The organism is Janthinobacterium sp. GW822-FHT07H11, from assembly GCF_058798615.1.
This window is the reverse complement of record NZ_CM179507.1, coordinates 413228-437693: the sequence shown is the minus strand read 5'-3', so window position 1 is coordinate 437693 and position 24466 is coordinate 413228. Positions and strand designations below refer to the sequence as shown.

The 24466-nt window shown below is 60.5% G+C and carries 26 protein-coding genes; 11 read left to right on the top strand and 15 right to left on the bottom strand.

Annotated features, from left to right (window positions below):
- The first annotated feature begins 65 nt into the window (after positions 1 to 65).
- Both mmsA and mmsB read left to right on the top strand, forming a co-directional pair.
- On the top strand, positions 66 to 1607 hold the full coding sequence (gene mmsA, locus AC3RCJ_RS01895; protein WP_492957620.1) for a multiple monosaccharide ABC transporter ATP-binding protein: 1542 nt from the start codon (positions 66 to 68) through the stop codon (positions 1605 to 1607).
- The gene (gene mmsB, locus AC3RCJ_RS01890) at positions 1597 to 2811 is read left to right on the top strand and encodes a multiple monosaccharide ABC transporter permease (RefSeq protein ID WP_492957618.1); all 1215 of its coding nucleotides are present in this window, start codon (positions 1597 to 1599) and stop codon (positions 2809 to 2811) included. Before mmsA ends, mmsB begins: the two co-directional genes overlap by 11 nt.
- Before the next feature lie 64 nt (positions 2812 to 2875).
- Here mmsB and AC3RCJ_RS01885 read toward each other — a convergent pair whose 3' ends face one another.
- Positions 2876 to 4507, bottom strand: a complete 1632-nt coding sequence (locus AC3RCJ_RS01885) for an NAD(P)-binding protein (RefSeq protein ID WP_492957616.1) — start codon at positions 4505 to 4507, stop codon at positions 2876 to 2878.
- Entirely contained in the window at positions 4507 to 6018 is a 1512-nt protein-coding gene (locus AC3RCJ_RS01880; RefSeq protein WP_492957614.1) for a polyamine aminopropyltransferase, read from the bottom strand. Before AC3RCJ_RS01880 ends, AC3RCJ_RS01885 begins: the two co-directional genes overlap by 1 nt.
- A gap of 60 nt (positions 6019 to 6078) precedes the next feature.
- Between AC3RCJ_RS01880 and AC3RCJ_RS01875 the strand changes: the two genes are divergently transcribed.
- The 7 genes from AC3RCJ_RS01875 (at position 6079) to rsgA (ending at position 11545) form a co-directional block, all read left to right on the top strand.
- Positions 6079 to 6465 carry a DUF350 domain-containing protein gene (locus tag AC3RCJ_RS01875; protein ID WP_492957612.1) on the top strand — a complete coding sequence of 129 codons (387 nt, stop codon included), beginning with the start codon at positions 6079 to 6081 and terminating at the stop codon, positions 6463 to 6465.
- 31 nt (positions 6466 to 6496) lie between these two features.
- Positions 6497 to 7531, top strand: a complete 1035-nt coding sequence (locus AC3RCJ_RS01870; protein ID WP_215407244.1) for an SPFH domain-containing protein — start codon at positions 6497 to 6499, stop codon at positions 7529 to 7531.
- Positions 7532 to 7551: 20 nt separating this feature from the next.
- Entirely contained in the window at positions 7552 to 9015 is a 1464-nt protein-coding gene (locus AC3RCJ_RS01865; protein WP_492957609.1) for a DUF4178 domain-containing protein, read from the top strand.
- Positions 9012 to 9224, top strand: coding sequence for a hypothetical protein (locus tag AC3RCJ_RS01860; RefSeq protein WP_492957607.1), 213 nt, complete (start codon positions 9012 to 9014; stop codon positions 9222 to 9224). The genes AC3RCJ_RS01865 and AC3RCJ_RS01860 overlap by 4 nt, the downstream gene beginning before the upstream one ends.
- A 2-nt stretch (positions 9225 to 9226) precedes the next feature.
- The gene (gene speD, locus AC3RCJ_RS01855) at positions 9227 to 9592 is read left to right on the top strand and encodes an adenosylmethionine decarboxylase (protein WP_492957605.1); all 366 of its coding nucleotides are present in this window, start codon (positions 9227 to 9229) and stop codon (positions 9590 to 9592) included.
- A 69-nt stretch (positions 9593 to 9661) separates the two neighbouring features.
- Positions 9662 to 10216 (top strand): hypothetical protein, encoded by a 555-nt coding sequence (locus tag AC3RCJ_RS01850; RefSeq protein WP_492957603.1) that lies wholly within the window; start codon positions 9662 to 9664, stop codon positions 10214 to 10216.
- A gap of 264 nt (positions 10217 to 10480) precedes the next feature.
- Positions 10481 to 11545 carry a ribosome small subunit-dependent GTPase A gene (rsgA, locus tag AC3RCJ_RS01845; protein WP_492957601.1) on the top strand — a complete coding sequence of 355 codons (1065 nt, stop codon included), beginning with the start codon at positions 10481 to 10483 and terminating at the stop codon, positions 11543 to 11545.
- A 61-nt stretch (positions 11546 to 11606) separates the two neighbouring features.
- Here the strand turns inward: rsgA and AC3RCJ_RS01840 are convergent, their stop codons facing one another.
- The 13 genes from AC3RCJ_RS01840 to mnmG all read right to left on the bottom strand — a co-directional run bounded on the left by AC3RCJ_RS01840 (position 11607) and on the right by mnmG (position 23441).
- Complete coding sequence (locus AC3RCJ_RS01840) at positions 11607 to 12029, bottom strand: F0F1 ATP synthase subunit epsilon (RefSeq protein WP_492957599.1); 423 nt, start codon at positions 12027 to 12029, stop codon at positions 11607 to 11609.
- Between the two features lie 62 nt (positions 12030 to 12091).
- Positions 12092 to 13492, bottom strand: coding sequence for a F0F1 ATP synthase subunit beta (atpD, locus tag AC3RCJ_RS01835; RefSeq protein ID WP_034752705.1), 1401 nt, complete (start codon positions 13490 to 13492; stop codon positions 12092 to 12094).
- Between the two features lie 29 nt (positions 13493 to 13521).
- Positions 13522 to 14397: a F0F1 ATP synthase subunit gamma gene (atpG, locus tag AC3RCJ_RS01830; RefSeq protein ID WP_230540116.1), complete on the bottom strand. Its 876-nt coding sequence runs from the start codon at positions 14395 to 14397 to the stop codon at positions 13522 to 13524.
- Between the two features lie 62 nt (positions 14398 to 14459).
- The gene (gene atpA, locus AC3RCJ_RS01825) at positions 14460 to 16001 is read right to left on the bottom strand and encodes a F0F1 ATP synthase subunit alpha (protein ID WP_034752701.1); all 1542 of its coding nucleotides are present in this window, start codon (positions 15999 to 16001) and stop codon (positions 14460 to 14462) included.
- 78 nt (positions 16002 to 16079) lie between these two features.
- Positions 16080 to 16625 (bottom strand): F0F1 ATP synthase subunit delta, encoded by a 546-nt coding sequence (locus AC3RCJ_RS01820; RefSeq protein ID WP_492957596.1) that lies wholly within the window; start codon positions 16623 to 16625, stop codon positions 16080 to 16082.
- A 2-nt stretch (positions 16626 to 16627) separates the two neighbouring features.
- A complete protein-coding gene (locus tag AC3RCJ_RS01815; protein WP_071325906.1) occupies positions 16628 to 17098 on the bottom strand; it encodes a F0F1 ATP synthase subunit B in 471 nt (156 codons plus the stop codon).
- A 43-nt stretch (positions 17099 to 17141) separates the two neighbouring features.
- Positions 17142 to 17420 (bottom strand): F0F1 ATP synthase subunit C, encoded by a 279-nt coding sequence (atpE, locus tag AC3RCJ_RS01810; protein WP_034752695.1) that lies wholly within the window; start codon positions 17418 to 17420, stop codon positions 17142 to 17144.
- 59 nt (positions 17421 to 17479) lie between these two features.
- Positions 17480 to 18289 (bottom strand): F0F1 ATP synthase subunit A, encoded by an 810-nt coding sequence (atpB, locus tag AC3RCJ_RS01805; protein ID WP_046681851.1) that lies wholly within the window; start codon positions 18287 to 18289, stop codon positions 17480 to 17482.
- 51 nt (positions 18290 to 18340) lie between these two features.
- Positions 18341 to 18709 (bottom strand): ATP synthase subunit I, encoded by a 369-nt coding sequence (locus AC3RCJ_RS01800; RefSeq protein ID WP_492957593.1) that lies wholly within the window; start codon positions 18707 to 18709, stop codon positions 18341 to 18343.
- Positions 18710 to 18971: 262 nt separating this feature from the next.
- A complete protein-coding gene (locus AC3RCJ_RS01795; RefSeq protein ID WP_492957591.1) occupies positions 18972 to 19859 on the bottom strand; it encodes a ParB/RepB/Spo0J family partition protein in 888 nt (295 codons plus the stop codon).
- A gap of 64 nt (positions 19860 to 19923) precedes the next feature.
- Positions 19924 to 20694, bottom strand: a complete 771-nt coding sequence (locus AC3RCJ_RS01790) for a ParA family protein (RefSeq protein ID WP_034752687.1) — start codon at positions 20692 to 20694, stop codon at positions 19924 to 19926.
- A gap of 168 nt (positions 20695 to 20862) precedes the next feature.
- A complete protein-coding gene (rsmG, locus tag AC3RCJ_RS01785) occupies positions 20863 to 21507 on the bottom strand; it encodes a 16S rRNA (guanine(527)-N(7))-methyltransferase RsmG (protein WP_492957589.1) in 645 nt (214 codons plus the stop codon).
- Complete coding sequence (gene mnmG / locus AC3RCJ_RS01780; RefSeq protein ID WP_492957587.1) at positions 21504 to 23441, bottom strand: tRNA uridine-5-carboxymethylaminomethyl(34) synthesis enzyme MnmG; 1938 nt, start codon at positions 23439 to 23441, stop codon at positions 21504 to 21506. The genes rsmG and mnmG overlap by 4 nt, the downstream gene beginning before the upstream one ends.
- 316 nt (positions 23442 to 23757) lie before the next feature.
- On the opposite strand from mnmG, the gene sugE reads away from it, so the two are divergent.
- Together sugE and AC3RCJ_RS01770 are read left to right on the top strand one after the other, a co-directional pair.
- Entirely contained in the window at positions 23758 to 24078 is a 321-nt protein-coding gene (gene sugE, locus AC3RCJ_RS01775) for a quaternary ammonium compound efflux SMR transporter SugE (RefSeq protein ID WP_492957585.1), read from the top strand.
- 11 nt (positions 24079 to 24089) lie between these two features.
- Positions 24090 to 24449 carry an NADH-quinone oxidoreductase subunit A gene (locus tag AC3RCJ_RS01770; RefSeq protein WP_492957583.1) on the top strand — a complete coding sequence of 120 codons (360 nt, stop codon included), beginning with the start codon at positions 24090 to 24092 and terminating at the stop codon, positions 24447 to 24449.
- Positions 24450 to 24466 lie beyond the last annotated feature (17 nt).

Below are 24466 nucleotides of genomic sequence, written 5' to 3'. Positions count from 1 at the left end.
CACGATCAAGAACAAGACTGTCGCACGACCGATGCCCACCAGCGCGGCCGTGCCAGAGAGGTTATATGACGAACACTATCCTGGAAATGCGCGGGATACGCAAAACATTCCCGGGCGTCGTTGCGCTCGACAATGTCAACCTGCGGGTACGCAGCGGCGAGATCCACGCCATCGTCGGCGAAAACGGCGCCGGCAAATCGACCCTGATGAAAGTGCTGAGCGGCGTCTACGGCCATGGCAGCTATACGGGCTACATCGATTACCTGGGCCAGACGCGGCACTTCCGCGGCATCAAGGACAGCGAGGAAATCGGCATCATCATCATCCACCAGGAACTGGCGCTGGTGCCCCAGCTGTCGATCGCCGAGAATATCTTCCTCGGCAACGAGCCATCCCGCATGGGCGTCATCGACTGGGAATACGCGCAAGCGAAGACGCGCGAACTGCTGCAGAAAGTCGGGCTGAAAGAGTCGCCCGACACCCTGATCACCAACCTGGGCGTGGGCAAGCAGCAGCTGATCGAGATCGCCAAGGCGCTGTGCAAGGACGTCAAGCTCTTGATCCTCGACGAGCCGACGGCCAGCCTGAACGAAAGCGACAGCGCGGCCCTGCTCGACCTGCTGCTGGGCCTGAAAGCCCAGGGCATCGCCTCGATCCTGATTTCACACAAGCTCAATGAAATCTCAAGAGTCGCCGATGCCATCACGGTGCTGCGCGACGGGAACACGGTCGACAGTTTCGACTGCCGCACGGAGCCCGTCAGCGAAGACCGCATCATCGAAAAAATGGTCGGGCGCGAAATGGCCGACCGCTATCCGCCGCGCACGCCCAGCATCGGCGAGACCATTTTCGAAGTGCGCGACTGGCGCGTCTTCCACCCCGAGCATGCGGACCGCCCCGTCATCAAGGGCATCAATATGCACGCGAAAAAGGGCGAGATCATCGGCATCGCCGGCCTGATGGGCTCCGGGCGCACGGAACTGGCGATGAGCATTTTCGGGCGCGCCTATGGCCAGCGCATCAGCGGCACGGTGCTCAAGCATGGCCAGGAAATCGACGTCAGCACCATCGGCAAGGCGATCGCGCATGGCCTCGCGTATGTCACGGAAGACCGCAAGGGCCTGGGCCTGATCCTCGAGGAAGACATCCAGAAGAACACCAGCCTGGCCAATCTGGATGCGATTTCGCGGCACATGGTGATCGACGAGCAGCGTGAATTCAGCGTGGCCGAGGAGTTCCGCCGCAAGCTCAAGACCCGTTGCTCGAGCGTGGCGCAAAAGGTGGTCAACCTGTCCGGCGGCAACCAGCAGAAAGTGGTGCTGGCGAAATGGCTGTTTTCGCGCCCCGACGTGTTGATCCTCGATGAACCGAGCCGCGGCATCGACGTGGGCGCCAAGTACGAGATCTACAGCATCATCAGCGAGCTGGCCGCCGAAGGCAAATGCATCATCATGATTTCCTCGGAAATGCCGGAATTGCTGGGCATGTGCGACCGGATCTATGTCATGAACGAAGGCCGCTTCGCGGCAGAACTGAGCGCGGCAGAAGCCTCGCAGGAACGCATCATGCGCGCGATCGTTACACACGGAGAAAACAATGGACAATAAACTGACAGCGGGAACGGCGGCCGGCGCGCCAGCGGCCGCACCGCAAGCGAAAAGCTATGCCGGCTTCCTGAAGAACAATATGCGCGACTACGGCATGCTGCTCTCGCTGATCGTCATCATGGGCTTTTTCCAGTACATGACCGACGGCACCCTGATGCAGCCGCTGAACCTGACGAACCTGGTGCTGCAAAACAGCTACATCGTCATCATGGCGCTGGGCATGCTGATGGTCATCGTGGCCGGCCATATCGATTTGTCCGTCGGCTCGGTGGTCGGCTTCGTCGGCGCGCTGGCGGCGGTATTGATCGTCAACTACGAGATGAACTTTGTCGCCGCCAGCATCCTCTGCCTGCTGGCCGGCGCCGTCATCGGTGGCGCGCAAGGCTATTTTGTCGCCTTCTTCAAGATCCCGTCGTTTATCGTCACGCTGGCCGGCATGCTGGTCTTCAAGGGCCTGACCCTGGCGCTGCTGGCTGGCCAGTCGGTCGGCCCTTTCCCGGAAGGCTTCCAGATGCTCAGTTCGGGCTTCCTGCCCGACCCGTTCGGCGGCGACAACCTGCGCGGCCTGTCGCTGCTGCTGGGCGTGATCGCCGCTTGCGCCCTGATCGTCACCTCGCTGCGCAGCCGCGCCAAGCAACTGAAACACGGCATGGAAAACGAGCCGCGCGCCTTCTTCCTGCTGAAAAACGCCATCTTCGCGGCCGTGATGGTGTATTTCAGTTACCTGCTGGCGTCGTACCGTGGTTTCCCCAATGTGCTGGCCGTGATGTCGCTGCTCATCGTCGCCTACACCTTCATCACCAACCGCACCGTGCTGGGCCGCCGCGTGTATGCCGTGGGCGGCAACGAGAAGGCGGCGCGCCTGTCCGGCATCAAGACGGAACGGGTCAGCTTCTACACCTTCGTCAACATGGGCATGCTGGCCGCGCTGGCCGGCCTGATCTTCGCGGCGCGCCTGAACACGGCCACGCCGAAGGCGGGCACGGGTTTCGAGCTGGACGTGATCGCCGCCTGCTTCATCGGCGGCGCCTCGGCCTCGGGCGGCGTGGGCAAGGTGATGGGAGCCGTCATCGGCGCCTTCATCATGGGCGTGATGAACAACGGCATGTCCATCATGGGCATCGGCATCGATTACCAGCAGGTGATCAAGGGCCTGGTGCTGCTGGCGGCCGTGTTCATCGACGTGATTAATAAAAATAAATGAGAAGAACAAGGAAGTACAGGTTCGAGCCTTAGGGGGCTCTGGCCGGCGTTCGCGCCGGCCTTTTTTATGCAGCAGCCAATCGCGCTGCGCGATCCCCCCACCACGCGGCCTCTTCGAACACGGAAAAGCCCGACAAATCCGCATGCGCGAACAGGATGGCGCCGTCGTGTTCGCGCAAGGCTTTCAAGCCCGCGTTGCTGCGAAATCCCGGCAAGGGCGCCGCCATGGCATGGCCGCGCACGGTGATGTCGACGCGCTCGACGCAGCTGGCAAAATCGCGTCCATACGCCGTCTTTAAATCGACGCTGGCCAGCGCCAGCAGTTCTTCGGGGCTGGCCGTGTCGATCCACTTGCGCGCTTGCTGCGGCGTGCGGTCGGACAGGGCCACGTAGGCGCTGAAGACGGTTTTCTCGGGCGGGCGCACGCGGATGTCCTGGTGCGTGGAGACGACATAGCCGAGGCCCGGCTCCTGGTACACCACGTTGTCCCAGCACAGGGGCGCATGCGGCAGTTCCTCGGGAAAGCGTTTCAGTAAAAAATTCGCCACCAGCCACGGCGCATACGCAGGCGTATCGCGCTGCGCGTCAAAGCCATAATCGGCGATGTTCTTCACCACGCGCGATGCCACGTACAACGGCATGGCGCAGATGGCCTTGCGCGCCTTGACCAGGTAGGTGCGCGGCTGGCCGTCGACCAGTTCCAGGCACAACACCTCCACGCCCTGTTTTGTGGTGGTCACGGAAACCACCGTGCCCGCATGACGTTTGACGCCCGACGCCTGCTCCATGGCCGTGGCGACCGGCTGCATGCCGCCCGGCCAGGTCAGCCAGGCGCCATTGCCCGCGTTGGCCGCCTGGCCCCAGCGGCTGCAGTAGTAATGCAGGCCGGCCCAGGCCGAGACCTGGTCGTAGCGCGTGCCGTAATCGTCGCGGCAGCAGTAGTTCAGATACCAGTGCAGGGTGGGCGAGGTATAGCCTTCGCGCTCCATCCACTGCTTCAAGGTGATGGTGTCGAGCGCCTGCCAGGCAGGGTCTTGCGAGGACTCGACGGTAGGGAAAACAAACACGCGCCTGCCATCGTTGCCATGCGCCTGGCGCAAACGCCGCACGTCGGCAAAGAAGCGTTCATGCTGCGCCAGTTCCGCAGGCGGCACGCCTTCGGTGGGAATGAAACCGTCCTGCCACTGGCCGTTGAACAGCAATCGCTCTTCCGGCGCGTGCAGGATATAGCGCTCATCATAATATGGCTTTTCCGCCTGCGGATCGCGCTCGATGATGCCCAGGTCGAACAGGATCTCGCGCACATGGGTCGATTCGGGCGACGGCAGCGGCAGGTAATGGCCACCGGTCGGATAGGCCAGGTCGCCGAAGTGGCCGCCGGCCGCGTTGCCATACGGCTGCGGCCCGTCGATCATGAGAAAGTCCCTGTGCCCCAGCTTGTTCAGGCGCCAGGCGGCCGTCAGGCCCGCGATGCCGGAGCCGAGGATGGCCACGTCGGTACGCAAGGTGCGTGTAGGCGCCGGCAGCGCCGTGCGCTCGCGCAGCAGCTTGCGCAAATAATGCCCCTCGCTGCGGCCCGGATACAGCACCTTGGGCGTGATTTCGTGCCAGCGCAGATATGCGGCGATGCTGCCGATACCGGCGGCCGCCGCCGCCGTGCCGCCGGCGGCCCACAGCATGAAGGAACGGCGCCGCATCAGCGGATCACCCGGTTCCAGTCCTGCTCGAATTCATGCACGAGCGACTGGGTATTCAGGCGATTCGGCGCCATGGGCAGCGGCTGCATGTCGGGCGGGAAGATGAACATCTCGCGCGTGGTGTCCGCATTCAGGTAGCGCATCGGCAGGCGGTATTGCGTCGGCGGTGTGTAGTCGAGCTGGGGCGAGGCGAGGATAAAACCCCATTCGCCGAACGAGGGCACGTAGGCGTGGTAGGGCCAGGTGCGCATGCCCACTTCGCGCAGGGTCGAGTTGATGGTCCAGTAGGCGTGCGGGGCAAAGAACGGCGACGTCGATTGCACCACCATCAGGCCCTTGGCCGCCAGATGCTTTTTCACCAGGTCGTAGAACGGCACCGAATACAGTTTGCCGAGCGCGAAGCTCGATGGATCGGGAAAATCGACGATGGCCGCGTCAAACATGTCGCCGTTGTTGCGCAACCAGACGGCGGCATCGGCATTGACGACGGTGACGCGCTTGTCCGAGAACGCGTTGTTATTTAACTTTGCCAGTTCCGGGCGCGTGGTAAACGCGGCCGTCATGGCGGGGTCGAGGTCGACCACGGTGACGTGTTCAACCTGTGGATAACGGAGGATTTCGCGCAGGGCCAGGCCATCGCCGCCGCCCAGCACCAGCACGCGGCGCGCCCACGGCAAGGCTTCGAGCACGGGGTGCACGAGCGCCTCGTGGTAGCGGTACTCGTCGCGCGAGGAAAACTGCAGGTTGCCGTTGATGTAGAGCCGCGTATCGTCCTTCCAGCGCGTGATCACCAGGCGCTGGTAGGGCGTGGTGGTGGAATACACTATTTCATCGCCGAACAGGCCATGCTCGCCCCACGCCACCATGCGGTCCGACATGGCGAAGCCGGTCACCAGCAGCAGCAGCACGGCGCAGGCGCGCAGGAAGCGCCCCGTGAGATTCTTCAGCTCGGCGCGGAACACGTAAATCGTCCACAGGCCCACGCCCACGTTGAGCATGCCGAACAAAAATCCCGTGCGTACCAGTCCCAGGTAGGGCGACAGCACCAGCGGAAACAGCAGGGAGACGGCCAGCGCACCCAGGTAATCGAAGGTGAGCACGCGGCTGACCAGTTCGGAAAACTCCGTCTGGCGCGAGTTCAGGGCGCGCATCACCAGCGGCACTTCCATGCCGACCAGTGCGCCGATCAGGAACACCATCACATACAATAAGGTGCGAAATGGCGCGGCCATCCACGAAAACGTCATGAACAGGATGGCCGCCGACAGGCCGCCGATCAGGCCGACGGCCAGCTCGATGTCGACGAAGCGCGAGAGCACGTCGTCGTCCCGCACATACTTGGAAAAGTGAGCGCCCACCCCCATGGCGAACAGGTAGCAGCCGATGATGGTGGAAAACTGCAGGATGGAATCGCCGAGCAGGTAGCTGGACATGGCGCCGACAATCAGCTCATACGCGAGGCCGCAGGAAGCGACCACGAAGACGGACAAGATCAGAATCTTTTTGTTCATGGGACTTTTTTTTGTTCTAATATGCGTTGACGTTATCAAATACTCATTGCGAGGAAAGCCGTGCCCGCCATCCTAAACTATCTGATCCATCTTATACTGGCCGCCGCGCTGCTGATTGCCTTTTTTATCATCTACACGCGCGTCACGCCGTATAACGAAGTGCTGCTGATCCGACAGGGCAACCAGGCGGCGGCCCTGTCGCTGGGCGGCGCTTTGTTGGGCTTTTCCGCCACCATCGCCTCGTCCCTGATGCACACGGCCGACTACCAGCAATTCTTCGCCTGGGCCTTCGGCGCCATGGTGGTGCAACTGCTCGTCTACCTGGTGACGACGCGGTTGCTGCGCATGTCGAAGGACCAGATCGAATCGAACAACAGCGCCTTCGGCGGCTTGCTGGGCGCCATTTCCCTGTCGCTCGGCGCCATCAACGCCGCCTGCATTTCCTGACACCGCTTTATCTTATTCAAGGACATCCATCATGAGCCTCGGCAGCTTTATCAAGAAGCAGTTTATCGACGTACTGCAGTGGAACGAAGAGACAGAAGGCGTGCTGGCCTGGCGTTTTCCGATGCAGGATTTCGAGATCCAGAACGGCGCCATCCTGAATGTGCGCGAATCGCAGGTCGCCGTCTTCGTCAACGAAGGCAAGATCGCCGACGTCTTCGGCCCCGGCACGCACAAGCTGACGACGCAGACCTTGCCGCTGCTGACCAACCTGAAAAACTGGGACAAGCTGTTCGATTCGCCCTTCAAGTCGGACGTGTATTACTTCAGCACCCGCGTGCAGACTGGCCGCAAGTGGGGCACGCCGCAACCGATCACCATTCGCGACAAGGATTTCGACATGATCCGCGTGCGCGCCTTCGGCATGTACTCATACCGCATCGCCGACGCCCGCACCTTCTTCACCGAGATCAGCGGCACGCGCGAAGTCTATACGCGCGACGAGGTGGAAGATCAATTGCGCGGCATTCTGATGTCGAGCATGGCCAGCTCGCTGGGCGGCGCGAATGTCCCCTTCCTCGACATGGCGGCCAACCAGGCGCTGATGGCGCAGGAAGTCAAGGATGGCCTGGCGCAGGCGTTTGCCCGCTACGGCGTGGGCCTCGATGAATTCAACGTGGCCAGCATCAGCCTGCCAGAGGAATTGCAGGCGGCGCTCGATGAGCGCATCTCGGCCGGCATGAAGGGCGGCCTGGGCGCCGACAAGATGAGCGGCTACACGAAATTCCAGGTGGCCAACGCGATCCCGCTGGCGGCGCAGAACGAAGGCGGCATGGCCGGCATCGGCGCAGGCCTCGGCGCCGGGCTGTCGATCGGCCAGGTGATGGCGCAAAGCATGGGCGGTGCGCTGCAGCAGCCCGCCCCGGCACCTGCGGCGCCACCGGCCCCCGTGGAAGAACCGATCGAGGCGCGCCTGGAAAAACTCAAGGGCTTGCTCGACAAAGGTCTGATCTCGCCGGCCGACTATGACGGCGCCAAGGCTGAACTGCTGAAAAAACTGATCGGCTGATTAGGGCGAAATACGACTGCATGCAAACTGTTTCCTGTCCCAGCTGCGGCGCGGAAGTCCATTTCCGCTCGCACGCTTCCGTGCTCGCCGTGTGCGAGTACTGCCACAGCACCATCCTCAAGGACGCCGATTCCGTCAAGGACGTGGGCAAGATGTCGGCCGTCCTGGAAGACTATTCACGCATCCAGATCGGCACGGCCGGCGTCTATGATGGCCTGCACTTCACCGTCGTCGGGCGCATCCAGCAGCGCTACAGCGCCGGCACGTGGAACGAGTGGTATCTGCTGTTCGACGACGCCAGCACGGCGTGGCTGGGCGACTCGTCCGGCCTGTACACGCTGACGCGCGAGCGCGGCACGCAGGACGCACTGCCCGCCTTTGGCGAGCTGGCGCCGGGCAAGCGCTATACGATCTGCGGCGAGCCCTATACGGCCGCCGAGATCCGCAACGCCGAGTGCATCGCCGGCCAGGGCGAACTGCCCTTCAAGGTGGGCGCGGGCTGGCGCATCCAGGTGGCGGACTTGCGCAGCTACTCCAGCTTCATCACGCTGGACTACACGGATGGCCCGCAACCGGTGCTCTATCTGGGTTTCGCCGTCACGTTGGAAAGCCTGCAGTGCCAGCTGCTGCGCGACGACGATGCCATTGCCAAGAGCGCCGGCAAGTACCGTGGCAAGCTCGATGCGCTCGACTGCCCCTCCTGCGGCAGCGGCATCAAGTACGTCCCAGGCGCGGCGGCACAGCTGGTATGCCCGGCCTGCCATGCCCAGCTCGACGCCAGCGGCCAGGAAGCGCAGGTGCTGGCCATCGGCAAGCAGGTGCACGACAACGTCGACATCACGCTGGAACTGGGCGCCAGCGCGAAGATCAACAATGCCGACTTCACGGTGATCGGCATGATGCGCCGCGCCGACGACGAGGGTAGTCAGTGGAACGAATACCTGCTGTTCAGCACGCGCGCCGGTTTTTTCTGGCTGGTGGAGACGGACGACGGCTGGTCGCGTTCCAACGTGTTGCCGAACTGGCCCACCTGGCCGTCCCTGGATGCCGAGCGATGCGCGCTCGATGGCGCCGTCTACACCAAGCTGTACGACTATGGCTCGCAGGTCGTGTATGCGGCGGGCGCCTTCAACTGGAAGGTGGCAGTCGGCGACAGCACGCATGTCTATGAATTCGAACAGGGCCAGACCAAGCTGGCGGCGGAAATCACCGCCGAGGAAATGACCTGGTCGCGTTCCGTGCCCGTCGCCTTCGACCAGATGAGCGCCTGGTTCGGCACCGCTTTCCATGGCGTGGCCACCGGCCGCAACATCAAGCTCAGTCACAAGCAGACCGCCAGGATCTTTATCGCCATCGTGCTGGTCCTGAATGCGATCCCGATGTTTGTCTCGTTTTCCAGCACGCTGCTATGGAGCGTGCTGGGCTGCCTGGCGCTGTTCCTGCCGGCCGTTTTCCTCGACAAGAATGCAAAGAATCCCCCATGAGTAAATATGTGATCTACGCGCTGATGGTGACCTTCACCGTCACGACCACCAACTGGGTACGCATGTTCACGCTGACCAGCAACGGCATGCGCAACACCAATACGAACACGGGCGGCAGCAGCTGGAGCTCGCGCACGGGCACCGGGGGCGGCAGCTACGGTGGCGGTTATGGCGGCGGCTCCGGCGGCGGTGGCGGCAGCCACAAATAAGCATGACAGCCACACCGCATCTGCCCCTGGGCATCCATCTGCTGGCCGACCTGTCGGGCATCGCGCCGGAATGCCTGCGCGATGGCGCCGCGCTCGAGCGCCTGCTGCGCGACGCTGCCGTCGCGGCCGGCGCGCAGGTGCTGCACAGCCATTTCCACAGCTTTGGCGCAGGCCAGGGCGTCACGGGCGTGGTACTGCTGGCCGAATCGCACATTTCCATCCACACCTGGCCGGAATGCGGCTTTGCCGCCGTCGACATCTTCATGTGCGGTGCGGCGCGGCCGCAGCTGGCGCTGGACATCATCCAGGACGCGCTGCAGGCGGCGCATTGCCAGCTGCAGTCCGTGCGGCGCGCCCCGCCAGGGTAGGCCTGGCGTCGCTGGTGGATCGCGCGGGGATCGCTTACACTGTCGGCTCGTTCCCCAACCGTGACTTCCATGCGCCGTTCCGCCCTCCTTGCCCTGCCCCTGCTGCTGCTGGTTTCCGCCTGCGATGACTACACGGCGCCCAGCCTGTACCAGGCCACCACGCCCGAGTGCAAGACGTGGACGGATGGCTCGCGTTTCGAACTTCCACGCGGTATCAGTATCTACGCCACGCCGCCTGTCACCCTGCAGGAAGGCGGCACCGAGCTGGCGCTGATCTTTACCTTGCCTATCGGCACGCAAGCCAGTTTTACGCGCCTGTCCTTCCTGCTGGAAGAACCGCACAAGCAGCCGTTCGCCGAAGCGAAGGTGCTGACCATCTACCAGCGCGGCATGAACCGCAAGGCGGAGATCGTCGACGTCATCGAAACGCTGCCCATCATGTTTTCCGCCGTGGGTTCGAGCGCCGAGACGCAGTGGCGCTTGCGCCTGCAACTGCCGCGCCAGCTGCCGCAGCGCTTCGATCTGTCGATGCCCGACATGCTTGTCGGCGGCAAGCGCTACCCGGTGCGCACGTTTACGTACCGCTATTTCCCCGAACGCAAGGCATACGGCATGTGCAGCTAAGGTTGACGCCGGCGCACGCCGCTGGCACACTGGCGTTTTTCACCAGACAACAGGAGCAGACAACATGCGCCATTCGGATACTGCCGTGTTGTCGGCTGCCTGATCACTGTTTTTCCCTGCTAAGTCCCTTAGCCCGCAATTGCCCATACGCGTGATCGCGTAGCCGACTTCCCCTTCTTTCGTGCCAGTCATCGCGACTGGCGGTGCCTGCACGCGCAGGCTACACGTCCGCACGCGGACGACAGAATCTGGAATCACGCTACCATGATCGCATTCGATTTTGCGCAACTACGCCTTATCGGGCTGCAGCAGGCCATCGCCAGCGCAGCCACCCAACTCGACATCTCTTCCCCTGCCGCGCAGCTGCTGCGCGTGAGCGCCGTCCACCGCGACAGCATCATCGTGCACGATGGCATCCTGGAACAGCCGGCGCATGTCCTGCCGCACCGGCTGCACGCGCTGCAGGCGCAGGACACCATCCTCACGGTCGGCGACTGGATCGCCGCCGAACCCGATCTTCACGGCACCCTGTGGATAACAGCGCACTTATCCCCGGTCACGCAGATCGCCCGGCGCGGCAATGACGGCCGGCGCCAGGTACTGGCCAGCAATGTCGATACGGCCCTGCTGGTGATGGGACTCGATGGAGATTTTAATCCGCGCCGCCTGGAGCGCTATCTGACCATCGTACTGGCGGCGCAAGTGACGCCCGTGGTGGTGCTGAGCAAGGCCGACGTGGCCGACGACGTGCCGGGCAAGCTGGCGCAGCTCAGACAGCGTCTGCCACCCCACGTGCCCCTGTTTGCCGTCGACACGCGCCATGCGTATGACGTGGCCATCCTGGAGCCCTGGCTGAATGCTGGCCAGACCCTGGTGCTGCTCGGTTCATCGGGCGCGGGCAAGTCCAGCCTGACCAATACCTTGTCTGCGGCGGATCAAGCGACGAACGGCGTGCGCCATGGCGACGGGCGCGGCCGCCATACGACGACGGCCCGCTCGCTGCACCTGTGCGCCAGCGGCGCCTGCATCATCGACACGCCGGGCTTGCGCAGCTGGCGCGCCGATGCCGATGCGCAGGCCCTGGCGGCCACGTTCGACGACATCGCGGCGCTGGCAGCGACGTGCCAGTTCCGCGATTGCCGGCACACGAGCGAGCCCGGTTGCGCCGTGCGCGGCGCCGTCGATGGGGACCGCCTGCGCAATTATCACAAGCTGCTGCGCGATGCCCACCGCAGCGAGGAAACGCCGCTCGAGCGCATCGCCGCGCGCGCCAAATGGAAGACGATCTTGAAGGCGGGGCTGGCAAAGGGAAAGGACAAGCGCCGTTAATTTCTGCTGAAAAAAAAGCAGCCCGAAGGCTGCCTCTTGTCTTGCTGCTTGCGGTTCGAGCTTAGTGCTTGAGACGCAGCTTCTGGATCGCTGCCAGCTGCGCAATCGCGCTGGCCAGCTCGGCTTGCGCTTGCGCGTAGTCGATGCCCGAATCCTTGTTGTGGATATTTTCTTCCGCCAACTTCTTCGCTTCCAGCGCTTTCGCTTCGTCAAGGTCGTGACCGCGGATCGCGGTATCGGCCAGGACGGTCACGGTATCCGGTTGCACTTCCAGCAGGCCGCCGGCAACGAAGACGAACTCTTCTTCAGCCTGGCCGACTACCTTGATGCGGACCGCGCCCGGACGGATGCGGGTAATCAAAGGCGTGTGGCGTGGGTAGATACCCAGCTCGCCCTGTTCACCCGGCAACGCGACGAATTCTGCTTCGCCTGAAAAAATCAGTTCTTCAGCGGAAACCACGTCAACGTGAATTGTGTGTGCCATGTGTGTCCTATCGGGTTGAAGAACCCCGCCGTCTAACGGGCGGGGTTAGGCCCAGACTTAACTTAGTTAAGTTTCTTGGCTTTTTCGATTGCTTCTTCGATCGTGCCGACCATGTAGAACGCTTGTTCCGGCAGGTGATCGAGTTCGCCCGAAGCGATCATTTTGAAGCCCTTGATCGTGTCTTTGAGCGAAACGTATTTACCAGGCGCGCCGGTAAAGACTTCAGCGACGTGGAAAGGCTGCGACAGGAAACGCTGCATCTTACGTGCACGGGCCACCAGCAGTTTGTCTTCCGGTGCCAGTTCGTCCATACCCAGAATCGCGATAATGTCGCGCAATTCCTTGTAGCGTTGCAGGGTCGTTTGCACGGCACGCGCGGTGTCATAGTGCTCTTGACCAACGATCAAGGGATCGAGCTGACGCGAGGTCGAATCGAGCGGGTCCACGGCTGGGTAGATACCCAGGGAAGCGATGTCACGCGACAGCGCAACGGTCGAATCCAAGTGAGCAAACGTGGTAGCAGGCGACGGATCGGTGTAATCATCGGCAGGAACGTAGACGGCCTGGATCGAGGTGATCGAACCGGTCTTGGTCGACGTGATACGCTCTTGCAGACGGCCCATTTCTTCGGCCAGGGTCGGTTGGTAACCCACAGCCGACGGCATACGGCCCAGCAGTGCCGAAACTTCGGTACCGGCCAGCGTAAAGCGGTAGATGTTGTCGACGAAGAACAGAACGTCTTTGCCTTCATCACGGAACGATTCAGCGATCGTCAGGCCGGTCAGCGCGACGCGCAGACGGTTACCTGGCGGTTCATTCATCTGACCGTAGACCATCGCTACTTTGGAGTTCTCCGGGTTTTCCAGATCGACCACTTTCGCGTCAGCCATCTCGTGGTAGAAGTCGTTACCTTCACGGGTACGCTCACCGACGCCGGCGAATACGGACACGCCGCTGTGCGCCTTGGCGATGTTGTTAATCAGTTCCATCATGTTGACGGTCTTGCCTACGCCAGCGCCGCCGAACAGACCAACTTTACCGCCTTTTGCAAACGGGCAAACCAGATCGATCACCTTGATGCCGGTTTCCAGCAGTTCTTGCGATGGCGACAGTTCGTCGTATGCAGGAGCGGTGCGGTGGATCGACGCGATCTGCTCGTGCGACACGGGGCCGCATTCGTCGATCGGGTTGCCCAGCACGTCCATGATGCGACCCAGGGTTGCTTTACCGACTGGCACCATGATAGGTTTGCCGGTATTTTGAATCATCATGCCGCGACGCAGGCCATCGGACGAGCCGAGTGCAATGGTACGGACAATGCCGTCGCCCAACTGCTGTTGTACTTCCAGGGTCAGTTCCGAGCCTGCCATCTTCAAGGCATCAAATACCTTAGGCATCGCGTTGCGGGGAAACTCAACGTCCACCACAGCGCCGATACACTGAACGATTTTGCCATCAGCCATGTTCGTTCCTTCAATATAGTTAAATTCGTTTAAACCGCAGCCGCACCGGCGACGATTTCGGAGAGTTCTTTGGTAATCGCAGCTTGGCGGGTCTTGTTGTAGATCAGCTTCAATTCGCCGATCACACTACCCGCGTTGTCGCTTGCAGCTTTCATCGCGACCATCCGTGCCGATTGCTCGGACGCCAGATTCTCCGCGACTGCCTGGTACACCAGCGCTTCTACATAGCGCTCCAGCAATTCGTCGATCACGCTTTGCGCATCCGGCTCGTAGATGTAATCCCACGAGTGGGCACCCTTGTCGGCGACCATCTTGTCGGCCGTCAGGGGCAGCAATTGCTCCACGACTGGTTCCTGTTTCATCGTGTTGATGAATTTGGTGTAGCACAGGTACACTGCATCGATCTTGCCTGCCTGGAACTCTTCGAGCATGACCTTGACAGGTCCGATCAGTTTGTCCAGATGGGGCGTATCACCGGTCTGAATAGCGTGCGCGATGATCTTGACGCCGATGCGATTCAAGAAACCCAAACCCTTGTTACCGATGGCAACTGCTTCAATCCGGTTGCCAGCTGCTTCCAGCTCGCGCGACTTCGACGTCACCTGGCGCAGGATGTTGGTGTTCATGCCGCCGCACAGACCCTTGTCGGTCGTGACAACGATGAAACCCACTGCCTTCGCTTGCGTACCCTGGGCAGCTGCCAGGAACGGGTGCGTGTATTCCGGATTGGCGGTCGCCAGATTGGCGGCGATATTCCGAATCTTGTCACTGTAGGGACGGGCGGCCCGCATCCGGTCTTGCGCCTTGCGCATTTTGGACGCGGCGACCATTTCCATCGCCTTGGTGATCTTCTTCGTATTCTCTACGCTCTTGATCTTGCCTCGTATCTCTTTGCTTGATGCCATGAGTCCTTACTCCTTCTGCGCGTAGGGCGGCGCCTCACTCGAGGCGGGCGCCGCCTGGCCGCTTAATATGCGCCGGATTTCTTGAAATCAGCAATGGCCGCCGACAGAGTTGCTTCGCTGTCTTTGTCGAGTTGCTTGGTTTCTTCGATCTTGGCCAGCAGAGCAGCTTGCTTGGTCTTCATGTAAGCGTGGACACCAGCTTCGAACGACAGCACTTGCTTGACTGGCACGTCGTCCATGAAGCCTTTGTTCACCGAGAACAGCGATACGGCCATCAGCGAGATCGACAGTGGCGAGTACTGGGCTTGCTTGAGCAATTCCGTCACGCGGGCACCACGGTCCAGCTGCTTGCGGGTCGATTCATCCAGGTCCGAAGCGAACTGCGCAAACGCGGCCAGTTCACGGTACTGCGCCAAGTCGGTACGGATACCGCCGGACAGGTTTTTGATGACCTTGGTCTGGGCGGCGCCACCGACGCGCGATACGGAAATACCGGCGTTAATCGCAGGACGGATACCGGCGTTGAACAGCGAGGTTTCCAGGAAGATCTGACCGTCGGTAATCGAAATCACGTTGGTTGGCACGAAGGCGGACACGTCGCCAGCTTGCGTTTCAATGATCGGCAGGGCCGTCAGGGAACCGGTCTTGCCTTTGACGGCGCCGTCGGTGAACTTCTCGACGTAGTCGGCGTTCACGCGTGCTGCGCGTTCCAGCAGGCGGCTGTGCAGGTAGAACACGTCGCCTGGGTACGCTTCGCGACCTGGTGGACGGCGCAGCAGCAGCGAGATTTGACGGTATGCAACAGCTTGTTTGGACAGATCATCGTAGACGATCAGTGCATCTTCACCGCGGTCACGGAAGTATTCGCCCATGGCGCAACCGGAGTACGGCGAGATGTATTGCATGGCGGCCGATTCCGAAGCGGAAGCGGCGACAACGATGGTGTATTCCATCGCGCCGTGCTGTTCCAGCGAGCGCACGATGTTCTTGATCGACGAGGCTTTTTGGCCGATCGCGACGTAGATACACTTCATGCCCTGGCCTTTTTGATTGATGATCGCATCAATCGCCACGGCCGACTTGCCGGTTTGACGGTCGCCGATGATCAGTTCGCGCTGGCCGCGGCCAACGGGAACCATCGCATCGATCGACTTCAGGCCGGTTTGCATCGGTTGCGAAACGGATTCACGGGCGATCACGCCCGGGGCGATTTTTTCAATCGCGGCCGTCAGTTTGGTCTCGATGGCGCCTTTGCCGTCGATCGGCTGGCCCAGCGCGTTGACAACGCGGCCGAGCAGCTCAGGACCGACTGGCACTTCCAGAATGCGGCCGGTGCATTTCACCGTGTCGCCTTCGGAGATGTGCTCGTAGGCACCCAGAATCACGGAACCGACGGAGTCGCGTTCCAGATTCATTGCCAGGCCAAACGTGTTGCCTGGGAATTCCAGCATCTCACCTTGCATCACGTCCGACAAACCGTGGATGCGGCAGATACCGTCGGCGACGGAAATAACCGTGCCTTGATTACGCACTTCAGCGCCGCCGTCAAGACCTTGGATCCGGCTCTTGATCAACTCGCTGATTTCAGATGGGTTGAGTTGCATACTAACTCCTAAAAGTGTTTCTCTCAGCTTGCGCGAGGGGTAAGGGTCTGTCTAAGCTGGCCTGCCGAAGCGCGTGTCTTACGACACCAGTGCAGCGTGCAGTTGCTGCAGCTTGGCGCGCACCGAGGTATCGAGCACTTGGTCGCCAACAACCACGCGCACGCCGCCGAGCAGCGATGGATCCACTGTGACGGCAGGGTTGAGCTTACGACTGAATTTCTTTTCCAGCGTTGCGACCAGCTCGGCCGTTTGGCCTTCGCTCAGATCGAAAGCGCTCGTGATCTCGGCGTCAGCCGCACCTTCCATACTGTTTTTCAACGTATGGAATTGCGCGCCGATTTCCGGCAGCAGGCTGATGCGGCCATTTTCGATCAACAAGGTGACGAAGTTTTTCACTTCTTCATTGAGCGGCGATTTCAACAACGACAGGATGGTGGCGGCGACGTCGCTTTCCGAAACTTTCGGATTGCGCGCGTACGCCTGTACCTCGGGGTGGCTACCGATCTGTGCCAGTTCGGACACCAGTTCGGACCACGCCGCGAGGTTGCTTGACTCCTTACCAGCTTGGGCTACGCGGAACAAAGCTTCCGCGTAGGGACGGGCGACGGTTGCGAGTTCTGCCATGATTACAGCTCGACAGCAAGACGCTGCAACATTTCGGCGTGAGCCGTTGGGTTTACTTCACGCTTCAAGATCTGCTCGGCACCCTTGACAGCCAGGTCAGCCACCTGAGCGCGCAATTGTTCGCGTGCTTTCGACAGTTGCTGTTCGGCGTCCGACTGGGCTTGCGCAATGATACGCGCAGCTTCAGCTTGTGCATTTTGCTTGATCTCTTCAGCAACCAGCTGCGCGCGCTTTTCAGCGTCCGCAACGCGTTGCGAAGCTTCTTCACGTGCACTGTTCAATGCCTCTTGCGCACGCTTTTCAGCGACAGCCATCGAAGCTTGACCTTGATCGGCAGCAGCCAATCCATCCGCGATTCGTTTGGCACGCTCATCCAGCGCATTGTTCAGCGCTGGAAATACGAACTTCATCGAGAACCAGACCAACACCGCGAAGGTGATCATCTGGCCGATGAGCGACATATTGATGTCCATACCTTTGCTCCTAACTAAAAGTTTCTCCTAGGGTTGGAGCGAATTACTGAGCAACAGCCGTCAGAGCGGACAGGAACGGGTTAGCGAACGTGTACAGCAGAGCAACACCAACGCCGATCATCGAGATAGCATCCAGCAGACCAGCGATAACGAACAGTTTGGTTTGCAGTTGTGGCATCAGTTCTGGTTGACGTGCCGAAGCTTCCAGGAATTTGCCACCCAGAATAGCGAAGCCCAGAGCGGTGCCGATTGCGGCCAGGCCGATGATGATTGCTGCTGCCAGAACGGTCATGCTTTGTACTTGTGCGATCAGAGCTTGCATAAAATTCTCCTAAATTTAAAAACGAAAGATACTAAAAAAACAAAATATAAAGTCGATGATTAATGTTTCTCAACCGCGAGGCTCAGATACACAACCGTCAACGCCATAAACACAAAAGCTTGCAAAGTTACAATCAAGATATGGAAAATTGCCCATGGACCACCCAACGCCCACTGTGCCCACCAAGGCAACAACGCGATCAAGATGAAAATCAGTTCGCCGGCATACATATTGCCGAACAGTCGCAGCGACAGGGAGATCAGTTTTGCAACCAGCTCAACCATTTGCAGCAAGAAATTGACAGGTGCCAGGGCGATCGTGCCGATCAGGCCGCTCGCATGGAACGGTGCCGTGAACAGTTCCTTGATCCAGCCGCCCAGGCCCTTGGCCTTGATCGAGAAGGCGATCACGCACAGCACCACCGACAGCGACATGGCGAAGGTGTGGTTGACGTCGGCGGTCGGCACGGCACGCAGTTTATGCACGCCAAACCAGCTCAGGATCTTCGGCAACAGGTCGACCGGCAGGAAGTCCATCGCGTTGAGCAGCCAGACCCACACAAAAATAGTGATGGCCAGCGGCGCGATGACCTTGCTTTTCGCGTGGAAGGCCCCATTAATAGTGTCATTGACGATTTCCATGACCATTTCTACGAAGTTTTGCAACTTGCCAGGCACGCCGGCAGTGGCACGACGCGACGCCATGTAGAAAACAGCAAGGAAAACAAAGCCCAGGATGGCCGAAATCCAGAACGTATCCAGATTGATCATGCCGTCGGCACTTCTCAGGTGGGCCAGATGGTGGCTGATGTATTCTGTGGCGTTGGCCGGGGCAGCATGGCCCGCTTCAATAGCGTGTTCTGTGGTCATAATGAATTTAGATTTGTCGTTCCAGAGCACAACAGGCCCCAAAACCAATGATTAAACAGCGAGCAATGAAAACCAGTATGCTAAGGTTGCCACCGCGAAACCCAAGATCAGCCATAACCAGGCGGCCGACTGAAACAACACCAGTGCCAAGATAAACAGCACCGCTGTGATAAATATTTTCACCACTTCTGCGCGCAAATGTGCCCGGAATGCCTTGTTGGCGTCGCTGGAACCGCTGGCGACCAACATGGCATACACCAGGCTACCGATGACTGCGATAGCGCCGCCGTATGCGGCGGACCAGCCTTTGACACTGCCACCGAAAAACAGCGTGACCGTGGCAAAGCTGATAGCGATTGCTAGCTGCAAGGCAACTACTTTGTAGACTGGTTTGGCAATATTTTGTTGTGAAGCACTCAATTACCAAGTTCCCAGAAAAATCTACACACGCAAAGACACGGGATTATAGTTGGCTTTGTTCTATAGAGTCAAACGTTGCTGCACCGCAGCAGGGCAATTGCTGCGCGAAACTGACGCTTTACCGACTATTCGCCGCCATTTGCGCCACTATGTGGCAAAGCCGCTTGTCTGGCGGCTTCCAACCGTGTTATCAAGGAATTACGTAGTGCGCCTGGAAAGGATTGACGCACTATCCAGACCGCGGCAGCTCTTGCTTGACAGTTTATTGACCGCGCAGGCGGGTCAATAAACCGTCCAGGACGTCCAGGTCCGCAAAATCGATCACCAGCTGCCCCCGGCCCTTGTTGCCCATCTTGAAAACCACCGGCGTGGCCAGCGCGTCGGACAGCTCTTCTTCCAGGCGCGCGATGTCGCCCGACTTTTCCTTCTGCCGCGGCTCGACCGGGTTGGCCGCTTCCTCGACCGTGCGGGTGACCAGCTTTTCCGTCTCGCGCACCGACAGGCGCTTGGCCACGACCTGGTTCGCCAGCGTGATCTGGCTGGCCGCATCGACGGCCAGCAGCGCGCGCGCGTGCCCCATGTCGATATCGCCGGCCATCAGCATGGTCTGCACGGGACTGGCCAGATTCATCAGGCGCAGCAGGTTCGACACAGCGCTGCGCGAGCGTCCCAGCGCAGTGGCCGCTTGCTCATGAGTAAAGCTGAAGTCGGCGATCAGGCGGTGGATGCCCTGCGCCTCTTCCAGAGGATTGAGGTCTTCGCGCTGGATATTCTCGATCAGCGCCATGGCGGCGGCGGCCAGGTCGTCCACGTCGCGCACCAGCACCGGCACCTCCGTCAGGCCGGCCAGCTGCGAGGCGCGGAAGCGGCGTTCGCCGGCGATGATTTCATATTTGACAAGTCCGCTCAGGGTGTCCTGCCCGATCGGGCGCACCAGGATCGGCTGCATCAAGCCCTGCGCCTTGATCGAGGCGGCCAGTTCATTGAGCGCCCCCTCGTCCATGCGCGTGCGCGGCTGGTATTTGCCGGCTTGCATTTGTGACACGGGCAAGTTCGACGGTTGAGTCGTGTCCGGACTGGCGAAGTCGCCGCCGCCACCCAGGAGGGCGTCGAGTCCGCGACCCAGCCCTTTTAATTTTTTCGTAGCCATGCTGTCCTAATCTTGTTTTCAAAGTAAGCGCTTACATCAAACTGTGCAGGCGCTCGCCCCTTGTTTACATATGTTTGATGCGCTCGACCATCTCGGCGCCGAAGGCGATATACGCCTGGGCACCTTTCGAGCTGGGGTCGAAGGTCACGCCGGGCAAACCGTACGACGGCGCTTCGGCCAGGCGCACGTTGCGCGGGATGATGGTATTGAAGACCTTGTCGCCGAAGTGCTGCTCCAGCTGCGCCGACACCTGTTGCGATAATGTCATGCGCGGATCGAACATCACGCGCAGCAGGCCGATGATCTTCAAATCCGGGTTCAGGTTCGCATGCACCTTCTTGATGGTGTTGACCAGGTCGGACAAGCCTTCCAGCGCGTAGTACTCGCACTGCATCGGGATGATCACGCCATGTGCGGCGCACAGGCCGTTCAGGGTCAGCATCGATAATGCGGGTGGGCAATCAACCAGGATGAAATCATATTCGCCGTCCACTTCCGCCAGCGCATCCTTCAGGCGGCGCTCGCGGTTGTCGAGTTCGACCATCTCCACTTCGGCGCCGGCCAGCTCGCGGTTCGACGGCAGCACATCAAAGCGCCCCGCTTCCGAACGCTGGCGTGCCGTCTTGACATCGGACTCGCCCAGCATGACTTCATAGGTGGACGCCTTCAGGCCGGCCTTGTTGATGCCGGCGCCCATGGTCGCATTGCCCTGCGGGTCGAGGTCGACCAGCAGCACGCGCTGGTTCAACTTGGCCAGACCGGCGGAGAGGTTGACGCTTGTTGTGGTTTTACCAACACCACCCTTTTGATTTGCTACACAAAAAATTTTGGCCATGTATCTTCTAGTTGTAAAGAGATGCAAACTTCATCGTGCGCCCCGGCATTTCTCCGAAACGATTTATACTGTTTATTTCATTTATACGATATAAATCGTTTATACGGTTTATATTATTTATACCGTATAAACTGTTTATATTATTTATACCGTTTAATTTTTCAGCCTTTAAATTCTTGCTATAAAGACCAGATGACGCTCTGCATTGAGCCCTGGCACCTGGATAGGCCGTAATTGCGTCACTTGCCAGTCTGCCGGCAGTCTCTCGCGCTCGTCTGGCGGTGCCACCCCTTTCAAGGCGATGAATTGCCCGCCCTCGGCCAGCACGTGATGCGACCAGTTGACGAAGTCGGACAGGTCGGCAAAGGCGCGCGAGGTGATCACGTCGAATTTCTGCGCCACTTCCAGCTGTTCCACCCGCTTCGTGTACACGGTGACGTTGCTCAAGCCCAGTTCCGCCTTCACTTGCGTCAAAAATGCCGTCTTCTTGTGCACGGTGTCGATCATCGACACTTTTACGTCGGGCCGCGCGATGGCCAGGACCATGCCCGGCAAGCCGCCGCCGGCGCCCACGTCGAGCACGTTTTTGGCATGCGCGAACGCGGGCACGGCGGCCAGCGAGTCGAGCACGTGCAGGGTCAGCATCTGCAGCGGATCGCGCACCGACGTCAGGTTGTACACGCTGTTCCATTTGGCCAGCAAGGCCAGGTAATCGAGCAGTTTTTCCGTCTGATCCGCGCTCAGGTCCAGCTCCAGCGCGGCGATGCCTTCATTCAAAATGGGGGCCAGTGCGGCCCGGTCAAACTGCTTCATTCAACAACCTCGTCCTTTAAAGTGGTGGTCTGCGCGGCACCGAAGCCGCGCTTTTTCAGGTGCACCAGCAGCAGCGAAATCGCCGCCGGCGTCACGCCCGAAATGCGCGATGCCTGGCCCAGGGTTTCAGGGCGCTGCTTGTCGAGTTTTTGCCGCACTTCGACCGACAGCGCGCCGATATCGAGGTAGTTGAAACCCTCGGGCAAGGCCAGGTTTTCATAGTGTTCGTGGCGCTCGATTTCCTTGCTCTGGCGCTCGATATAGCCCGCATATTTGAGCTGGATTTCCACCTGTTCGCGCACGGCGGGGTCTTCCACCCCGGGACCGGCCAGGGCCTGGCCTTCCATGCCCGTCATGCTCATCAGGGTGTCGTAGGCCACGTTCGGGCGGCGCAGCAAGTCCGCCAGCGAGTACTCGCGCTCGAGGGCCTGGCCGACGATGCGTTCCGATTCGGCCGCCGCCAGGATGCGCGGGTTGACCCACGTGGAACGCAGGCGTTCGAGCTCGCGCGCCACCGCTTCGCGCTTGGTCTCGAACGCCTGCCACTGGGCGTCGCCCACGCAGCCCAGGGCGCGGCCGATTTCCGTCAGGCGCATGTCGGCATTGTCTTCGCGCAGGCTCAAGCGATACTCGGCGCGGCTGGTGAACATGCGGTACGGTTCCTGCACGCCCTGGGTGATCAGATCGTCGACCAGCACGCCCAGATACGCCTCGGAGCGGGCCGGTACCCAGGCTTCCTTGTCCTGCGTCAGCAAGGCCGCATTCAGGCCCGCCAGCATGCCTTGCGCGGCCGCTTCCTCGTAGCCGGTGGTGCCGTTGATCTGGCCGGCGAAGAACAGGCCGGCGACGGCCTTCGTTTCCAGCGAGGCCTTCAAGCCGCGCGGGTCGAAATAATCGTATTCGATGGCGTAGCCGGGGCGCAGGATGTGGGCGTTTTCCATGCCCTTCATCGACTGCACCAGGGCGATCTGCACGTCGAACGGCAGGCTCGTGGAGATGCCGTTCGGATAGAACTCATGCGTCGTCAAGCCTTCCGGTTCGAGGAAGATCTGGTGCGATTCCTTGCCCGAGAAGCGGTGGATCTTGTCTTCGATCGACGGGCAATAGCGGGGGCCGACGCCCTCGATGACGCCCGTGTACATGGGGCTGCGGTCCAGGCCGGCGCGGATGATGTCGTGCGTCTGGCTATTCGTGTGCGTGACCCAGCACGGCACCTGGCGCGGGTGCATGGCCGTGTTGCCCATGACGGAAAACACGGGCACGGGATCGAGGTCGCCCGGCTGTTCTTGCATCACGGAAAAGTCGATCGTGCGGCCATCGATGCGCGGCGGCGTGCCCGTTTTCAAACGGCCCTGCGGCAGTTTCAGCTCTTTTAACCGGGCCGATAGCGAGATGGCGGGCGGGTCGCCGGCGCGGCCGGCCGAGTAATTATTCAGGCCCACGTGGATCTTGCCGTCGAGGAAAGTGCCAGCCGTCAGCACCACGGCGCGCGCCAGGAACTTCAGGCCGATCTGCGTCACGGCGCCGACGACCCGGTCGCCTTCGACGATCAAATCGTCGACCGCTTGCTGGAACAGCCACAGATTCGGCTGGTTTTCCAGCCGCGTACGGATGGCGGCCTTGTATAAAATGCGGTCGGCCTGGGCGCGCGTGGCGCGTACCGCCGGGCCTTTCGAGGAGTTCAGGATGCGGAACTGGATGCCGGACTCGTCGGTGGCAATCGCCATCGCGCCGCCCATGGCATCGACCTCCTTGACCAGGTGGCCCTTGCCGATGCCACCGATGGAGGGATTGCACGACATCTGGCCCAGCGTCTCAATATTATGCGTGAGCAATAGCGTCTTCTGCCCCATGCGGGCGGAAGCGAGGGCCGCCTCGGTACCGGCGTGACCACCACCGACAACGATAACGTCGAATTCTGTAGGAAATAACATGATAAATAGGTAACAGTGCAAGTAAAAATGCGGGAAGAGAGCTCCGATTATAGAGTCTTTTTGCGAGCGCAACCTTCCACGGGCCAATTTTTGCTTAATTTTTACTCAGCAAGAGTGCCGCCATGGCTGTTTCTGTTTCACGTGGAACACGCAGCGGGACCGGGATGGCGCTGCAACGCCTGCTGATCTTTGCTACAATTGCCGCATCGTCCGCATCCGTGATCACGCCCGTGGCCATGGCGACGATCATCCAGGAGGACGGCCTCCCCCATCATGGGCACACACCGGGACGGCCCGCTCTGTATAAGGAGCCGCCATGGCCTGGATACTTTTAATTGTTGCCGGCATGCTTGAAGTCGTGTGGGCATATTCGATGAAACTCTCCGCGGGTTTCAGCAAACTCACTCCCTCCGTTGTCACCGTCGTCATGATGATCGCCAGCTTCGGCTTGCTGTCGCTGGCCATGCGTACCCTGCCCCTGGGCACGGCCTATACGATCTGGACCGGCATCGGTGCCGTCGGCGCCTTTATCGTTGGCATCGTTTTTCTGGGCGAGCAAGTCAACACCATGCGCGTGTGCGCCGCCGTCCTCATCGTGTGCGGCATCGTGCTGATGAAACTGTCGTCCAGCCACTGAGAGGAATCCCCATGCTCCTCGAACACTATTTCCCCGTCCTGCTGTTCATTCTGATCGGCATCCTGGTCGGCATCGTGCCCATGCTGCTGGGGCGCGTGCTGGGTCCGCACAAACCCGATCCACAAAAACTGTCCCAGTACGAATGCGGCTTCGAAGCGTTCGGCGATGCGCGCATGAAGTTCGACATCCGTTTCTACCTGGTCGCCATCCTGTTCATCCTGTTCGATATCGAGGTGATCTTCCTGATGCCGTGGGCGGCCAATGTCAAGGAACTGGGCTTGCCCGGCTTCTGGGCCGTCATGGGTTTTCTGGGCGTGCTGGCCATCGGCCTGGCGTATGAGTGGAAACGCGGCGCGCTGGAGTGGGAGTAAGCCCCGCTTCTGGTTCC

Excerpts from the sequence above, each read along its gene's own strand:
- AC3RCJ_RS01865 (WP_492957609.1), top strand. The coding sequence starts at position 7,552 with ATGCAAACTGTTTCCTGTCCCAGCTGCGGCGCGGAAGTCCATTTCCGC.
- AC3RCJ_RS01790 (WP_034752687.1), bottom strand. The coding sequence starts at position 20,694 with ATGGCCAAAATTTTTTGTGTAGCAAATCAAAAGGGTGGTGTTGGTAAA.
- atpE (WP_034752695.1), bottom strand. The coding sequence starts at position 17,420 with ATGCAAGCTCTGATCGCACAAGTACAAAGCATGACCGTTCTGGCAGCA.
- atpG (WP_230540116.1), bottom strand. The coding sequence starts at position 14,397 with ATGGCATCAAGCAAAGAGATACGAGGCAAGATCAAGAGCGTAGAGAAT.
- mmsA (WP_492957620.1), top strand. The coding sequence starts at position 66 with ATGACGAACACTATCCTGGAAATGCGCGGGATACGCAAAACATTCCCG.
- AC3RCJ_RS01815 (WP_071325906.1), bottom strand. The coding sequence starts at position 17,098 with ATGGACATCAATATGTCGCTCATCGGCCAGATGATCACCTTCGCGGTG.
- atpD (WP_034752705.1), bottom strand. The coding sequence starts at position 13,492 with ATGGCTGATGGCAAAATCGTTCAGTGTATCGGCGCTGTGGTGGACGTT.
- AC3RCJ_RS01850 (WP_492957603.1), top strand. The coding sequence starts at position 9,662 with ATGCGCCGTTCCGCCCTCCTTGCCCTGCCCCTGCTGCTGCTGGTTTCC.
- AC3RCJ_RS01840 (WP_492957599.1), bottom strand. The coding sequence starts at position 12,029 with ATGGCACACACAATTCACGTTGACGTGGTTTCCGCTGAAGAACTGATT.
- rsgA (WP_492957601.1), top strand. The coding sequence starts at position 10,481 with ATGATCGCATTCGATTTTGCGCAACTACGCCTTATCGGGCTGCAGCAG.
- AC3RCJ_RS01795 (WP_492957591.1), bottom strand. The coding sequence starts at position 19,859 with ATGGCTACGAAAAAATTAAAAGGGCTGGGTCGCGGACTCGACGCCCTC.
- AC3RCJ_RS01885 (WP_492957616.1), bottom strand. The coding sequence starts at position 4,507 with ATGCGGCGCCGTTCCTTCATGCTGTGGGCCGCCGGCGGCACGGCGGCG.
- sugE (WP_492957585.1), top strand. The coding sequence starts at position 23,758 with ATGGCCTGGATACTTTTAATTGTTGCCGGCATGCTTGAAGTCGTGTGG.
- AC3RCJ_RS01870 (WP_215407244.1), top strand. The coding sequence starts at position 6,497 with ATGAGCCTCGGCAGCTTTATCAAGAAGCAGTTTATCGACGTACTGCAG.
- speD (WP_492957605.1), top strand. The coding sequence starts at position 9,227 with ATGACAGCCACACCGCATCTGCCCCTGGGCATCCATCTGCTGGCCGAC.
- mmsB (WP_492957618.1), top strand. The coding sequence starts at position 1,597 with ATGGACAATAAACTGACAGCGGGAACGGCGGCCGGCGCGCCAGCGGCC.
- mnmG (WP_492957587.1), bottom strand. The coding sequence starts at position 23,441 with ATGTTATTTCCTACAGAATTCGACGTTATCGTTGTCGGTGGTGGTCAC.
- atpB (WP_046681851.1), bottom strand. The coding sequence starts at position 18,289 with ATGACCACAGAACACGCTATTGAAGCGGGCCATGCTGCCCCGGCCAAC.
- AC3RCJ_RS01820 (WP_492957596.1), bottom strand. The coding sequence starts at position 16,625 with ATGGCAGAACTCGCAACCGTCGCCCGTCCCTACGCGGAAGCTTTGTTC.
- AC3RCJ_RS01770 (WP_492957583.1), top strand. The coding sequence starts at position 24,090 with ATGCTCCTCGAACACTATTTCCCCGTCCTGCTGTTCATTCTGATCGGC.
- AC3RCJ_RS01880 (WP_492957614.1), bottom strand. The coding sequence starts at position 6,018 with ATGAACAAAAAGATTCTGATCTTGTCCGTCTTCGTGGTCGCTTCCTGC.
- AC3RCJ_RS01860 (WP_492957607.1), top strand. The coding sequence starts at position 9,012 with ATGAGTAAATATGTGATCTACGCGCTGATGGTGACCTTCACCGTCACG.
- atpA (WP_034752701.1), bottom strand. The coding sequence starts at position 16,001 with ATGCAACTCAACCCATCTGAAATCAGCGAGTTGATCAAGAGCCGGATC.
- rsmG (WP_492957589.1), bottom strand. The coding sequence starts at position 21,507 with ATGAAGCAGTTTGACCGGGCCGCACTGGCCCCCATTTTGAATGAAGGC.